Source organism: Enterobacter sp. QK-SA4, from assembly GCF_056856775.1.
Map to the genome: position 1 here is coordinate 4353915 of NZ_JBXFXH010000007.1, position 13432 is coordinate 4367346.

Annotated in this window: 15 protein-coding genes; 13 read left to right on the forward strand and 2 right to left on the reverse strand. The window is 61.8% G+C overall.

Annotation, left to right across the window (positions count from 1 at the left end; all coding sequences use genetic code 11):
• The first annotated feature begins 4 nt into the window (after positions 1–4).
• From phnF to phnP, 11 genes are read left to right on the forward strand one after another with little or no spacing between them, the layout of a single operon-like run.
• Positions 5–730, forward strand: a complete 726-nt coding sequence (gene phnF, locus AC1VYI_RS22590; protein WP_023310091.1) for a phosphonate metabolism transcriptional regulator PhnF — start codon at positions 5–7, stop codon at positions 728–730.
• Entirely contained in the window at positions 731–1183 is a 453-nt protein-coding gene (phnG, locus tag AC1VYI_RS22595) for a phosphonate C-P lyase system protein PhnG (protein WP_047743051.1), read from the forward strand.
• Complete coding sequence (gene phnH, locus AC1VYI_RS22600; protein WP_482882935.1) at positions 1180–1764, forward strand: phosphonate C-P lyase system protein PhnH; 585 nt, start codon at positions 1180–1182, stop codon at positions 1762–1764. Before phnG ends, phnH begins: the two co-directional genes overlap by 4 nt.
• The gene (locus AC1VYI_RS22605; RefSeq protein ID WP_134866891.1) at positions 1764–2828 is read left to right on the forward strand and encodes a carbon-phosphorus lyase complex subunit; all 1065 of its coding nucleotides are present in this window, start codon (positions 1764–1766) and stop codon (positions 2826–2828) included. The genes phnH and AC1VYI_RS22605 overlap by 1 nt, the downstream gene beginning before the upstream one ends.
• Positions 2821–3666 carry an alpha-D-ribose 1-methylphosphonate 5-phosphate C-P-lyase PhnJ gene (gene phnJ, locus AC1VYI_RS22610; protein WP_134866892.1) on the forward strand — a complete coding sequence of 282 codons (846 nt, stop codon included), beginning with the start codon at positions 2821–2823 and terminating at the stop codon, positions 3664–3666. The genes AC1VYI_RS22605 and phnJ overlap by 8 nt, the downstream gene beginning before the upstream one ends.
• Entirely contained in the window at positions 3663–4418 is a 756-nt protein-coding gene (gene phnK, locus AC1VYI_RS22615; protein ID WP_033144434.1) for a phosphonate C-P lyase system protein PhnK, read from the forward strand. The genes phnJ and phnK overlap by 4 nt, the downstream gene beginning before the upstream one ends.
• A 9-nt stretch (positions 4419–4427) precedes the next feature.
• Positions 4428–5108 (forward strand): phosphonate C-P lyase system protein PhnL, encoded by a 681-nt coding sequence (gene phnL / locus AC1VYI_RS22620; protein ID WP_134866893.1) that lies wholly within the window; start codon positions 4428–4430, stop codon positions 5106–5108.
• Positions 5105–6241, forward strand: coding sequence for an alpha-D-ribose 1-methylphosphonate 5-triphosphate diphosphatase (gene phnM / locus AC1VYI_RS22625; protein WP_134866894.1), 1137 nt, complete (start codon positions 5105–5107; stop codon positions 6239–6241). The genes phnL and phnM overlap by 4 nt, the downstream gene beginning before the upstream one ends.
• A complete protein-coding gene (gene phnN / locus AC1VYI_RS22630) occupies positions 6238–6789 on the forward strand; it encodes a ribose 1,5-bisphosphokinase (RefSeq protein ID WP_115504024.1) in 552 nt (183 codons plus the stop codon). The genes phnM and phnN overlap by 4 nt, the downstream gene beginning before the upstream one ends.
• The gene (phnO, locus tag AC1VYI_RS22635) at positions 6782–7216 is read left to right on the forward strand and encodes an aminoalkylphosphonate N-acetyltransferase (RefSeq protein ID WP_134866895.1); all 435 of its coding nucleotides are present in this window, start codon (positions 6782–6784) and stop codon (positions 7214–7216) included. Before phnN ends, phnO begins: the two co-directional genes overlap by 8 nt.
• Positions 7217–7225: 9 nt before the next feature.
• Positions 7226–7984, forward strand: a complete 759-nt coding sequence (phnP, locus tag AC1VYI_RS22640; RefSeq protein ID WP_134866896.1) for a phosphonate metabolism protein PhnP — start codon at positions 7226–7228, stop codon at positions 7982–7984.
• A 52-nt stretch (positions 7985–8036) separates the two neighbouring features.
• On the opposite strand, the gene yjdP is transcribed toward phnP, so the two are convergent.
• Both yjdP and AC1VYI_RS22650 read right to left on the reverse strand, forming a co-directional pair.
• The gene (yjdP, locus tag AC1VYI_RS22645; RefSeq protein ID WP_033144428.1) at positions 8037–8360 is read right to left on the reverse strand and encodes a DDRRRQL repeat protein YjdP; all 324 of its coding nucleotides are present in this window, start codon (positions 8358–8360) and stop codon (positions 8037–8039) included.
• A gap of 69 nt (positions 8361–8429) precedes the next feature.
• Positions 8430–10712, reverse strand: a complete 2283-nt coding sequence (locus tag AC1VYI_RS22650; RefSeq protein ID WP_482882940.1) for an ATP-binding protein — start codon at positions 10710–10712, stop codon at positions 8430–8432.
• A gap of 181 nt (positions 10713–10893) precedes the next feature.
• On the opposite strand from AC1VYI_RS22650, the gene AC1VYI_RS22655 reads away from it, so the two are divergent.
• Both AC1VYI_RS22655 and AC1VYI_RS22660 read left to right on the forward strand, forming a co-directional pair.
• Positions 10894–12414 (forward strand): sugar ABC transporter ATP-binding protein, encoded by a 1521-nt coding sequence (locus tag AC1VYI_RS22655; RefSeq protein WP_482882941.1) that lies wholly within the window; start codon positions 10894–10896, stop codon positions 12412–12414.
• On the forward strand, positions 12411–13406 hold the full coding sequence (locus AC1VYI_RS22660) for an ABC transporter permease subunit (protein ID WP_023310077.1): 996 nt from the start codon (positions 12411–12413) through the stop codon (positions 13404–13406). Before AC1VYI_RS22655 ends, AC1VYI_RS22660 begins: the two co-directional genes overlap by 4 nt.
• Positions 13407–13432: the final 26 nt, after the last annotated feature.

Sequence of the window (13432 nt, forward strand, 5' to 3'; positions counted from 1 at the left end):
TTCTATGCACTTATCCAGACATCCGACCAGTTATCCTACCCGCTGGCAAGAGATTGCCGCAAAGCTCGAAGTGGAGCTGCGCACGCACTACCGCTGCGGGGACTACCTGCCCGCCGAGCAGCAGCTTGCCGACCGCTATGAAGTGAACCGCCACACCCTGCGTCGCGCCATTGACCAGCTGGTCGAGCGCGGCTGGGTTCAGCGCCGTCAGGGCGTGGGCGTGCTGGTGCTGATGCGCCCGTTCGACTACCCGCTGAACGCCCAGGCGCGCTTTAGCCAGAACCTGCTGGATCAGGGCAGCCACCCGACCAGCGAAAAGCTGCTCTCGGTATTGCGTCCGGCCTCCAGCCACGTGGCGGACGCGCTGGGTATTCAGGAGGGCGACGACGTCATTCACCTGCGTACCCTGCGTCGCGTTAACGGCGTGGCGGTATGCCAGATAGACCACTACTTTGCGGACCTCGCCCTCTGGCCCGTGCTCCAGCATTTCTCCAGCGGCTCGCTGCATGACTTTCTTCAGGATGCGACAGGTATTGCGCTCAAGCGCACCCAGACGCGCATCAGCGCCCGTCGCGCGCAGGCGAAAGAGAGCAAGGTGCTCGAAATCCCCAATATGGCCCCGCTGCTCTGCGTACGCACCCTCAACCACCGTGACGGCGAGATCAACGCGACGGAATACTCCGTCAGCCTTACCCGCGCCGACATGATCGAATTCACCATGGAGCACTGAATGCACTTCGACATCGCCACCCGACAGCGCTGGATGCGCGTGCTGGCCCACAGCCAGCCTGCTGCGCTGGCTGCCCGCATGAACGCGATCAGCCTGACGCCAGACTACGACACCCTTCGCGCCCCGGAGATCGGCCTTGTTCAGATCCAGGCGCGCATGGGCGGCACCGGCGAGCGCTTTTTCGCCGGAGACGCCACCCTCACCCGCGCGGCAATCCGCCTGAACAGCGGCACGCTGGGCTACAGCTACGTGCTGGGGCGTGATAAAGCCCACGCCGAGCGCTGCGCGGTGATCGACGCGCTTTTACAGGAACAGCCGTATTTCCAGACGCTAATGGAAACCCTTATTACCCCGCTGGAAGCCGACCGCGCCGCACGTCTTGCCGCGCGTCAGGCCGAAGTGAATACCAGCCGGGTCGACTTCTTTACGCTCGTTCGCGGAGACAACGCATGACGCTTCAACCTGCTTTTACCCTGGCCGTCCAGGATGCCCAACACAGTTTTCGTCGCCTGCTGAAGGCGATGAGCGAGCCGGGCGCGATCGTCTCGCTGCACCAGCTCTCCCAGGGCTGGCTGCCGCTGAATCTGGCGACCACCAGCGTGCTGCTGACGCTTGCCGACAACGACACCCCGGTGTGGCTTTCGGGCGCGCTGTCGAACGATATCGCCAGCCAGAACCTGCGTTTTCACACCAGCGCTCCGCTGGTCGATCAGCCCCAGCAGGCGGTTTTTGCCGTGGCCGATGAACAAATCAGCCATGAGCAATTGAACGCCCTGAGCGAAGGCAGCACCGTCGCCCCGGAGACCAGCGCCACGCTGATCCTGCAGGTCGCCAGCCTGAGCGGCGGCCGCATGCTGCGCCTCACGGGGGCAGGCATCGCCGACGAGCGCATGGTCGCGCCGCAGCTGCCGGAGTGCATCATTCACGAGCTGACCGAGCGCCCGCACCCGTTCCCGCTGGGCATTGACCTGATCCTGACCTGCGGCGAGCGCCTGCTGGCAATCCCGCGGACCACCCACGTGGAGGTGTGCTGATGTACGTTGCCGTCAAAGGGGGCGAGAAGGCCATCGCCGCCGCCCATGCGCTACAGGCGCACAGACGACGGGGCGATGAACGGCTTCCCGAGCTGAGCGTCGCCCAGATTGAACAGCAGCTAAACCTCGCCGTCGACCGCGTGATGACCGAGGGCGGCATCGCCGACCGCGAGCTGGCGGCGCTGGCCCTGAAGCAGGCCAGCGGCGACAACGTGGAAGCCATCTTCCTGCTGCGCGCCTACCGCACCACGCTTGCCAGACTGGCGGTAAGCGAGCCGGTGAACACGGCGGAGATGCGTCTGGAACGCCGCATTTCTGCCGTTTATAAAGACGTTCCCGGCGGCCAGCTGCTTGGCCCCACGTACGACTACACCCACCGCCTGCTGGATTTTACCCTGCTGGCGAACGGCGAAGCGCCGACGCTCAGCACCTCCGACGCCGAACAGGAACCGTCTCCGCACGTCTTCAGCCTGCTGGCAAAACAGGGCCTGGCGAAGGCGGAAGAAGATTCTGGCGCGCAGCCGGATGACATCACCCGCACGCCGCCGGTTTACCCGTGCTCGCGCTCGTCCCGCCTGCAGCAGCTGATGCGCGGCGACGAAGGCTATCTGCTGGCGCTGGCCTACTCCACCCAGCGCGGCTACGGGCGCAACCACCCGTTTGCAGCCGAAATTCGCAGCGGCTACATCGACGTCGAGATCGTACCGGAAGAGCTGGGTTTTGCGGTGAACGTCGGCGAACTGCTGATGACCGAGTGTGAAATGGTCAACGGTTTCGTCGCCCCGGAAGACGAAGACCCGCACTTTACCCGCGGCTACGGGCTGGTATTCGGCCTCGGCGAGCGCAAGGCCATGGCCATGGCGCTGGTTGACCGCGCACTCCAGGCACCGGACTACGGCGAGCACGTTGCAGGCCCGGCGCAGGACGAAGAGTTCGTGCTGGCCCACGCGGATAACGTTGAGGCCGCCGGTTTTGTCTCGCACCTCAAGCTGCCGCACTACGTCGATTTCCAGGCCGAACTGGAACTGCTGAAACGCCTGCAACGGGAGCGCAAAAATGGCTAACTTAAGCGGCTACAACTTTGCCTATCTGGATGAGCAAACCAAACGCATGATCCGCCGCGCCATCTTAAAAGCGGTGGCCATTCCGGGCTATCAGGTGCCGTTCGGCGGCCGCGAAATGCCGATGCCCTACGGCTGGGGCACGGGCGGTATACAGATCACCGCCAGCGTGATCGGCGAGGCGGACGTGCTGAAGGTCATCGACCAGGGCGCCGACGACACTACCAACGCCGTGTCGATCCGCAGCTTCTTCCAGCGCGTCACCGGCGTCAATACCACCGAAAAAACCGAAGACGCCACGCTGATCCAGACCCGACACCGCATCCCGGAAACCCCGCTCACTGAAGATCAGATTTTGATTTTCCAGGTGCCGATCCCGGAGCCGCTGCGCTTTATCGAGCCGCGCGAAACGGAAACCCGCACCATGCACGCGCTGGAAGAGTACGGCGTCATGCAGGTGAAGCTGTATGAGGATATCGCCCGCTTCGGCCATATCGCCACCACCTACGCCTACCCGGTGAAGGTGAACGGGCGCTACGTGATGGACCCGTCGCCAATCCCAAAATTCGATAACCCGAAGATGGACATGATGCCGGCCCTGCAGCTTTTCGGTGCCGGGCGCGAAAAACGCATCTACGCCGTTCCGCCTTACACCCGCGTGGAAAGTCTCGATTTCGACGATCACCCGTTTACGGTGCAGGAGTGGGACGAGCCGTGCACCATCTGCGGATCCAAACACAGCTATCTGGACGAAGTGGTGCTGGACGATACGGGCAAACGGATGTTTGTCTGCTCCGACACCGATTACTGCCGCCAACAGAGCGAGGCGAACGGCCAATGAAACCGCTGCTTTCGGTTAATAACCTGACTCACCTGTATGCGCCGGGCAAAGGCTTTAGCGACGTGTCGTTCGAGCTGTGGCCGGGAGAAGTGCTGGGGATCGTCGGCGAGTCCGGCTCCGGCAAAACCACCCTGCTGAAGTCCATCTCCGCGCGCCTGACGCCGCAGAACGGCGACATTTTGTATGAGGGCGCCTCGCTGTACGGCATGAGCGAGGCCGGACGCCGCCGCTTGCTGCGCACCGAGTGGGGCGTGGTGCATCAGCACCCGATGGACGGCCTGCGCCGTCAGGTCTCCGCCGGGGGCAACATCGGCGAACGCCTGATGGCCACCGGCGCGCGCCACTACGGCAACATCCGCGCTACCGCCCAGCACTGGCTGGAAGAGGTGGAAATCCCCGCCTCGCGCATCGACGACCTGCCGACAACCTTCTCCGGCGGGATGCAGCAGCGCCTGCAGATTGCGCGCAACCTGGTCACCCATCCGAAGCTGGTATTTATGGATGAACCCACCGGCGGGCTGGACGTCTCCGTGCAGGCGCGCCTGCTCGACCTGCTGCGCGGCCTGGTGGTGGAGCTGAACCTCGCGGTGGTGATTGTCACCCACGATTTAGGCGTTGCGCGCCTGCTGGCGGACCGTCTGCTGGTGATGAAGCAGGGCCAGGTGGTGGAAAGTGGGTTAACCGACCGGGTGCTCGACGATCCGCACCATCCGTACACCCAGCTGCTGGTGTCGTCCGTATTGCAGAATTAAGAGGCCAACATGATCCGCGTAGAAAACGTAAGTAAGACCTTTGTGCTCCACCAGCAAAACGGCGTGCGCCTGCCGGTGCTGCAAAATGCCTCGTTAGAGGTCAGCAGCGGCGAATGCGTGGTGCTGCACGGCCATTCCGGTAGCGGAAAATCCACCCTGCTGCGCTCCCTGTATGCCAACTATCTGCCGGATGAAGGCCACATCCGCATTCGCCACAACGATGAGTGGGTCGATCTGGTGCAGGCCCCCGCGCGTAAAGTGCTGGAAGTGCGCCGCACGACGATCGGCTGGGTGAGCCAGTTTCTGCGGGTGATCCCGCGGATCTCCGCCCTGGACGTGGTGATGCAGCCCCTGCTGGATCTGGGCGTGCCGCGAGAAGCCTGCGCCGCCAAAGCCTCCAGCCTGCTGACGCGCCTCAACGTGTCGGAGCGCCTGTGGCATCTCGCCCCGTCGACCTTTTCCGGCGGCGAGCAGCAGCGCGTCAATATCGCCCGCGGATTTATCGTCGACTACCCGATTTTACTTCTGGATGAACCCACCGCCTCGCTCGACGGTAAAAACAGCGCCGCCGTGGTGGAGCTGATCGAACAGGCCAAAGCTCGCGGCGCGGCGATCGTCGGGATCTTCCACGACGAAACCGTACGCAGCCGCGTGGCGGACAGATTGCACCCGATGGGGACAAACGCATGATTATCAATAACGTCAGGCTGGTGCTGGAAAATGAAGTCGTTAATGGCTCGGTTGAAGTTCATGAAGGCGTTATTCGCGCCTTTGCCGAAACCCAGAGCCGTACTCCTGAAGCGATGGACGGTGAAGGCGGCTGGCTGCTGCCGGGGCTGATTGAGCTTCATACCGATAATCTGGACAAATTCTTCACCCCGCGCCCGAAGGTCGACTGGCCCGCCCATTCGGCGATGAGCAGCCACGACGCGCTGATGGTCGCCAGCGGCATTACCACCGTGCTGGACGCGGTGGCGATTGGCGACGTGCGCGACGGCGGCGATCGCCTGGAGAATCTCGAGAAGATGATCAACGCCGTGGAGGAGACGCAAAAACGCGGCCTCAACCGCGCCGAGCACCGTCTGCACCTGCGCTGCGAGCTGCCGCACCACACCACCCTGCCGCTGTTTGAAAAGCTGGTCGGACGCGAGCCGGTCTCGCTGGTCTCCCTGATGGACCACTCGCCGGGGCAGCGCCAGTTCGCCAACATTGAAAAGTATCGCGAATACTATCAGGGCAAATATTCTCTCAGCGATGCCGAGATGGCGCGCTACGAGGAGGAGCAGCTGGCGCTGGCGGCGCAGTGGTCGCAGCCAAACCGTCTCAGGATTGCCGCGATGTGCCGGGACCGCAATATCGCCCTGGCCAGCCATGACGACGCCACGCACGATCACGTGCGCGAATCCCACCAGCTTGGCAGCGTGATCGCCGAATTTCCCACCACGTTTGAAGCAGCGGAAGCCTCCCGCAGGCACGGCATGAACGTGCTGATGGGCGCGCCTAACATCGTGCGCGGCGGATCGCACTCCGGCAACGTCGCGGCAAGCAGGCTTGCCTCCCTTGGTCTGCTGGATATCCTTTCATCCGACTACTACCCCGCCAGCCTGCTGGATGCGGCATTCCGGGTTGCCGACGACGAGAACAACACCTTTACGCTGCCGCAGGCGATTCGACTGGTGACGAAAAACCCGGCCTCGGCGCTTAATCTTCAGGATCGCGGGGAAATCGCCGAGGGTAAACGCGCGGATCTGGTACTCGCCCACCGCAAGGGCGAGCACGTTCACATCGACCACGTCTGGCGTCAGGGAAAAAGGGTGTTCTGATGGGAAGGCTCATCTGGTTAATGGGGCCCTCCGGCTCCGGTAAGGACAGTCTGCTGTCCGCCTTACGGCAGCGGGAACATCCGCAGCTGCTGGTCGCGCACCGCTATATTACCCGCGCGGCCAATGCCGGGAGTGAAAACCATATCGCCCTGAGCGAGCAGGAGTTTTTTACCCGCGCCGGGCAAAACCTGCTGGCGCTGAGCTGGCACGCCAACGGCTTTTACTATGGCGTGGGCATCGAAATCGACCTCTGGCTGCACGCGGGTTTTGACGTGCTGGTTAACGGCTCGCGTGCGCATCTGCCACAGGCGCGCGCCCGCTATGAGGCGGCCCTGCTGCCGGTCTGTCTGCAGGTTTCGCCGGACGTCCTGCGCAGCCGGTTGCAGAACCGGGGGCGTGAATCAGCCCGTGAGATCGATCTGCGGCTTGAGCGCGCGGCCCGCTATGCCCCGTCGGACTGCCACATCCTCAATAACGACGGAAGTTTGCTACAGTCAGTCGATACCTTTTTATCGCTTATCCGTCAGAAGGAGAAACAGCATGCCTGACTTCCAGCTTCGCCCCGCCACCGCCGACGATGCGCAGATTGTCTATGCCCTGATCTGCGAACTGAAGCAGGCAGAGTTCGATCATCAGGCGTTCCACGCCGGGTTTCTTGCCAATCTGCAGGATCGCAACATGCGCTACCAGCTTGCGGAGAGAGAGGGACAGGTCATCGGCATGATCGGTCTGCACATGCAGTTTCACCTCCATCACGCGCGCTGGATCGGCGAGATCCAGGAGCTGGTCGTAATGCCGCAGGCGCGTGGGTTAAAGGTCGGAAGTCAGCTGCTGGCCTGGGCGGAAGAGGTAGCACGACAGGCCGGCGCGGAGCTGACCGAACTTTCCACCAGCGTGAAGCGCACCGACGCGCACCGTTTTTACGTTCGTGAAGGATACACGCAGAGCCATTTCCGATTCACCAAACCGCTGTAGAGGTGCGCTATGAGTCTGACCATCACGTTGACGGGAACGGGTGGCGCCCAGCTGGTGCCGGTCTTTGGCTGCGACTGCGCGGCCTGCCGCCGGGCGCGCCTGCAGGACAACTATCGCCGTCGCCCGTGCAGCGCGGTGGTGAAATTCAACGATGCCGTCACCCTGCTGGATGCCGGTATTCCGCACCTGATGGACGACTGGCCGGCGGGCAGCTTCCAGCAGTTTTTGCTCACCCATTACCATATGGATCACGTTCAGGGGCTGTTCCCCCTGCGCTGGGGCGTGGGGGCGACGATCCCGGTTTACGGTCCGCCGGACGACGCCGGATGCGACGATCTGTTTAAACACCCCGGCATTCTGGATTTCAGCCACAGGGTCGAACCGTTTGTGATGTTTGAGCTTCAGGGTCTGCGGGTCACGCCGCTGCCGCTCAATCATTCGAAACTGACCTTCGGGTATTTGCTGGAATCGGCCCACAGCCGCGTGGCCTGGCTTTCCGATACCGCCGGATTGCCGGAAAAAACGGTGAAGTTCCTGCTCAACAACCAGCCGCAGGCGATGATTATCGACTGCAGCCATGAGCCACGTGAGGAAACGCCGCGAAACCATTGCGACTTAAATACCGTGATTGCGTTAAACGAAGCGATTGGCTGCCCGCAGGTGATCCTGACGCACATCAGCCATCAGTTTGACGTGTGGATGATGGATAACCCGCTGCCGCAGGGCATAGAAGCGGGCTATGACGGGATGGTGCTGGTGCTGGATTAGGTTTTCTCCCTCTCCCGTGGGAGAGGGTTGGGGTGAGGGCAACAGGCCGCACTCAGCCTCGATCGTAATCGTCTTCTAACCTGCGCTCATCCTCTTCTAACCGACGGCGATCGTCATCCAGCTGACGCTGACGTTCATCTAAACGGCGGCGTCTGTCTTCAAGCTGCCGACGACGATCGTCGTATTGTCGACTGTCGATTTGGCGACTTCGGTCATAACGATCGTCGTCGTCATTGCTGCGGCTGCTGCTGGGGTTATAGGCATCGTTGATCGCCTGCTGAATGTTGCCAATAGCATCATCAACAATATCGGCATGAGCCAGCTGGCTGGTGAGTGACAGCAGACCGAATAACAGAGCAGTTGAGTAACGTTTCATAAGGCCAGACTCGCAGGTGAACTGGCCTTACGATAATGAACGGCGGGAAGCCGGGGTAGCGGAGGAATCTCAAATTACCATAACCTTGCGCAGCGCCTGCGCCAGCTGCACCCGCGTAAACGGCTTGCGCAGTAGCTGGACGTCCGGCAGCTGAGGGTTATGCGCGGGCCGTAAATCCTGGCCGCTGATCAGCAGTACAGGAAGCTGCGGGTAATGGCTGCGCACATGGCTAATCACCTCGGCGCCGCTGAGGCTGCCGGGCAGCATCAGGTCGCTGATAAACATGCCAATATCCGATGAAGCCTCCAGCATATTCAGCGCCTGTTCGCCGTTGTCCGCTTCCAGCGTCAGGTAGCCGAGCTGATGCAGCTGCTCGCACAGGGTTTGCCGAACATCGGCCTCATCTTCCAGCACCAGGACCAGCCGCTCGCTATCGACGGAGGCGGTAGCTGACAGCGCTTCATCGTCTGCAGCGGCGGGCAGCACGGAGCGCGGGAGGTGAAGCCGAACGGTCGTTCCCTGCCCCGGCGCGCTTTCAATCTCCACGCGCCCGCCGGACTGGCGGACAAAGCCGTAGACCATCGACAGGCCTAACCCGCTTCCGCTTCCGGTCTGCTTGGTGGTGAAGAACGGTTCAAAGACCCGGGATTTCACCTCCTGCGACATGCCGCTGCCGCGGTCAATCACCTCCAGCGCCACCATATCCTGCCTGCGCCCGTCGCTGCGGGTGACGCGCTGATTCCAGGTCCGGATTTTAATCACCCCGCTTTGCCCTTCCATCGCATCGCGCGCGTTCATCACCAGGTTGATAATGGCGTTTTCCAGCTGGCTAACGTCAATCCACGCGGGCCATGCCGGGGTTTGCGCTTCAATCTCCAGGGTCAGGGTGGCAGGCAGGGAGTGGCGCATCAGTTCCCGGAGGTTCTCCAGCAGCGGCAGCATTTCTACCGCATGCGGCGTCAGGGACTGCTTGCGGGAAAATGCCAGCAGGCGCTGCGTCAGTAAGGCACCACGCTCGGCCGCCTTCAGCGCCCGGGTAATGCGCGGCGCGTCTTTCGATTCGGGGTCGGTGAGCTCAAGGCTGCCGATGATCACTGCCAGCAGATTGTTAAAATCATGCGCCAGCCCGCCGGTCAGCTGTCCGACCGCCTTCATCTTCTGGCTGTGCAGCAGCGCCTCTTCCAGCCCCTGACGCTCAACGCGGTCGATCTCTATCTGCGTGGTTTTCTCTTTCAGCAGGCGCGTGGTGTGCTCAAGCGAGGCGGTATTGCGGGCAAAAACGTTAAACGCGCGCGCCAGCTCGCCCAGCTCATCGCGCCGCTGGAGGGCGGGAACGGACACGTCCTGCTCGCCGTGAGCAAGGCGCGACATCGCCCGGGAAATCGCCGTCAGGTTAGAGGCCAGATTGCGGTAGATATACCAGCAGGCGCACCCGGTGATGATCAGCGCCAGCACGGCGAAGATGCTGATAAACACGCTAATGGATTGCAGCTCGTGATGGCTCTGGGCCGTGCGAAGCCGGGAGGCCTGCGCCACCTGCCCGACGTACTGATTAATGTCGCTGTTGAGGATCGCCACCAGCGCCTTGATGTGGAACATATACCAGCTTATCGCCAGATCGCTCTCTTCCAGCTGCTTCGACAGCGGGGCGAGCCTGCCTAACTCGGCGTTAAAATCTGGCAGAACCTCCTTCACGACCGGCTGTACGGCACTCCGGGGCAGCGCTGCGGCCACGGCGTCCAGCTGCTGAACGGTCGCGCGCGGCGAAGGGGTGTCGATGGCGGCGGCGATCAGCCGGTCCATCTCCATCAGCTGCTGCGCATCCGGCACGTTGCTGTCGTAACGGCGGTTGATGTCCTGCAGATGACGCAGGTAGCTTTGGCTTTGATACAGCGAGCTCAGCAGCGCGTTACGCTCCAGATGGCGGCGCTGTCCGCGCTCAAGCATCTCCGTCACGCTCTGCTGTAGCTCATTGCTTCGTTGAATAATGCGCGCCACCAGCGCCGGCTCCTGCTGCGCCAGCGGCGCATCCGCAAGCTGTTCCAGCGAGCGGCGCAGCGCCATTTGCGTCTGCTTAAGGCGCTCGGCTTCGCCTTTGTACTCCAGCGCCCCGACGACCTGTGAAAGCCGCACCGCCGCCGTCGCCACGTTGGCGGTATCGCGGGCCAGGTTCATGCTGCCGGTCATGTCATCCAGCGTTTGCTGCTGAACCTGCTCCTGGATTTGACTGGCGTGACGAAAGCCGAGCACCGCCACGCCGCTCACCATCAGCGTCACGGCGACCACCAGCAGATTAAAAATCAGCAGTCGGCCTCGGGCGCTGGCGAAAAAGGGCGGACGGCGTGATGGCATGGGTTTGGGCTCCTGAGTGGTTTGGTGCCCTCACCCTGGCCCTCTCCCACCGGGAGAGGGAAAAGGAAAATGTGATGGCGATTAGCTATTCATAACTATGACAAATATGAACAGCTTCTGACATTTTGCATTTACGCACCTGTGATGAAGTGCAGATATCGGCATTCGCAGGAGATCCGCCATGAGCAGAACCCCGGTATTAGAGATGCGCAGCATTGCCAAAACGTTTGGCAGTTTCCACGCGCTCAAGGGTGTGGATTTGACGGTCTTTCCCGGAGAGATCCACGCGCTGATGGGCGAAAACGGCGCGGGAAAAAGCACGCTGATGAAAATCCTCGCGGGAGCCTATACCGCCACCAGCGGTGAGATCCTGATCGACGGTCAGCCGTTTCACATTAAAGGGCCGAAAGATGCGCTGGCCGCAGGCATTACCCTGATTTATCAGGAGATGCAGCTCGCGCCCAACCTGACCGTTGCCGAAAATATCTTTCTTGGCAGCGAGCTGTCGCGCGGCGGGATGGTGCAGCGCAAAGAGATGGCCGCCCAGGCGCAGGCGGTGATTGAGCGCCTCGGCGCACAGTTCAATGCTACCGACCTGGTGATGAAGCTGACCATTGCCGAGCAGCAGCAGGTGGAAATTGCCCGTGCGCTGCACCGCAACAGCCGCATTCTGGTGATGGATGAACCCACCGCCGCCCTCTCCTCGCGGGAAACCCACCGCCTGTTTGAACTGATTTTGCGCCTGCGCGATGAAGGGATGGCGATCATCTATATCAGCCACCGCATGGCGGAAGTGTATGAACTTTCTGACCGCGTCAGCGTTCTGCGCGACGGGCAGTACGTCGGCAGCCTGACGCGCGACAAGCTAAACGCCTCCGAGCTGGTGCGCATGATGGTGGGCCGCCCGTTAAGCGACCTGTTCAACAAGGAGCGTGATATTCCCCTCGGCAGCCCGCGTCTCAACGTCCACCACCTCACCGACGGTAAAAAAGTACAGCCGTGCAGCCTGCAGGTGCGTTCCGGTGAAATCGTTGGGCTGGCGGGCCTGGTCGGGGCCGGACGCTCCGAGCTGGCGCAGCTGATTTTCGGCGTGCGTAAAGCCACCGGCGGCATGATTGAGGTCGACGGCGAGCCGGTGGTGATCCACTCCCCGCGTGCGGCCATCGAAAACGGCATCGGTTTTCTCACCGAAAACCGCAAGGAGCAGGGGCTGTTTCTGGAGCTGGCGGCGCAGGAGAACATCACCATGGCGACGCTGGAGCGCGACGCGACCTTCGGTATGTTAAACCGCAAAAAAGCCCAGTCGATTTCCGATGACGCCATTGCATTGCTCAACATCCGCGTACCCCATTCGCAGGTGCGCGCGGGCGGGCTGTCAGGCGGCAATCAGCAAAAGCTGCTTATCTCCCGCTGGGTGGCCATCGGCCCGAGCATTCTGATCCTGGACGAACCCACGCGCGGCGTGGACGTCGGCGCGAAAAGCGAGATCTACCGCATCATGAACCAGATGGCGCGCAAAGGGGTGGCAATTTTAATGATCTCCAGCGAACTGCCGGAAGTGGTGGGCATGAGCGACCGGGTGTACGTGATGCGGGAAGGCAGCATTGCGGGTGAACTCCACGGGCGCGACATCTCTCAGGAAAACATTATGACGCTGGCAACCGGCGTGAACGACACTCATCATCAGGCGGTGCAATCATGACAACTCCAACCCATCCGCAGCAGGTGGCGAAATCCGCCTCCGCCAAAAAAATGCTGATGAGCGATCTGATGCAAACGGTCGGCATCCTGCCGATTCTTATCCTGATTGTGGCGGTATTTGGCTTTATCGCCCCGAACTTCTTCACCGAGAGCAACCTGCTCAACATTACCCGTCAGGCGTCGATCAACATCGTGCTGGCGGCGGGAATGACCTTCATCATCCTGACCGGCGGGATTGACCTCTCCGTGGGCTCGATTCTGGGCACCACGGCGGTAGCGGCGATGGTGGTCTCGCTTATCCCTGAATTTGCGATGCTCTCCATTCCGGCCGCGCTGATGCTCGGCATGGTGCTGGGCCTGTTCAACGGCGCGCTGGTGGCCTTTGCCGGGCTGCCGCCCTTTATCGTGACGCTCGGCACCTATACGGCGCTGCGCGGCGCGGCCTATCTGCTGGCGGACGGCACGACGGTCATTAACTCCAACATCAGCTTCGAGTGGATCGGCAATAACTACCTCGGCCCGATCCCGTGGCTGGTTGTCATTGCCCTTGCGGTGATTGCGGTGTGCTGGTTCATCCTGCGCCGCACCACGCTCGGCGTACATATCTACGCGGTGGGCGGCAACATGCAGGCGGCGCGACTGACCGGCATTAAGGTCTGGCTGGTGCTGCTGTTTGTCTACGGCATGAGCGGCCTGCTCTCCGGGCTTGGCGGCGTGATGAGCGCCTCCCGCCTTTACAGCGCCAACGGCAACCTCGGTACGGGCTACGAGCTGGATGCGATTGCGGCGGTGATCCTCGGCGGCACCAGCTTCGTCGGCGGGATCGGCACGATCACCGGCACGCTGGTGGGTGCGCTGATCATCGCCACCCTCAATAACGGCATGACGCTGATGGGCGTCTCCTACTTCTGGCAGCTGGTGATCAAAGGGGCGGTGATCATCATAGCGGTGCTGATCGACAAATACCGTACCCGACACCATCAAAGTGCATAACAACAAAACCCTACAGCTTCGAGGAA

What these genes read in the sequence shown, in the direction of transcription:
- phnJ (WP_134866892.1), top strand. Translation starts at nt 2,821, where the DNA reads ATGGCTAACTTAAGCGGCTACAACTTTGCCTATCTGGATGAGCAAACC.
- phnL (WP_134866893.1), top strand. Translation starts at nt 4,428, where the DNA reads ATGATCCGCGTAGAAAACGTAAGTAAGACCTTTGTGCTCCACCAGCAA.
- yjdP (WP_033144428.1), bottom strand. Translation starts at nt 8,360, where the DNA reads ATGAAACGTTACTCAACTGCTCTGTTATTCGGTCTGCTGTCACTCACC.
- phnO (WP_134866895.1), top strand. Translation starts at nt 6,782, where the DNA reads ATGCCTGACTTCCAGCTTCGCCCCGCCACCGCCGACGATGCGCAGATT.
- AC1VYI_RS22605 (WP_134866891.1), top strand. Translation starts at nt 1,764, where the DNA reads ATGTACGTTGCCGTCAAAGGGGGCGAGAAGGCCATCGCCGCCGCCCAT.
- phnK (WP_033144434.1), top strand. Translation starts at nt 3,663, where the DNA reads ATGAAACCGCTGCTTTCGGTTAATAACCTGACTCACCTGTATGCGCCG.
- phnG (WP_047743051.1), top strand. Translation starts at nt 731, where the DNA reads ATGCACTTCGACATCGCCACCCGACAGCGCTGGATGCGCGTGCTGGCC.
- AC1VYI_RS22655 (WP_482882941.1), top strand. Translation starts at nt 10,894, where the DNA reads ATGAGCAGAACCCCGGTATTAGAGATGCGCAGCATTGCCAAAACGTTT.
- phnH (WP_482882935.1), top strand. Translation starts at nt 1,180, where the DNA reads ATGACGCTTCAACCTGCTTTTACCCTGGCCGTCCAGGATGCCCAACAC.
- AC1VYI_RS22660 (WP_023310077.1), top strand. Translation starts at nt 12,411, where the DNA reads ATGACAACTCCAACCCATCCGCAGCAGGTGGCGAAATCCGCCTCCGCC.
- phnM (WP_134866894.1), top strand. Translation starts at nt 5,105, where the DNA reads ATGATTATCAATAACGTCAGGCTGGTGCTGGAAAATGAAGTCGTTAAT.
- phnF (WP_023310091.1), top strand. Translation starts at nt 5, where the DNA reads ATGCACTTATCCAGACATCCGACCAGTTATCCTACCCGCTGGCAAGAG.
- AC1VYI_RS22650 (WP_482882940.1), bottom strand. Translation starts at nt 10,712, where the DNA reads ATGCCATCACGCCGTCCGCCCTTTTTCGCCAGCGCCCGAGGCCGACTG.
- phnP (WP_134866896.1), top strand. Translation starts at nt 7,226, where the DNA reads ATGAGTCTGACCATCACGTTGACGGGAACGGGTGGCGCCCAGCTGGTG.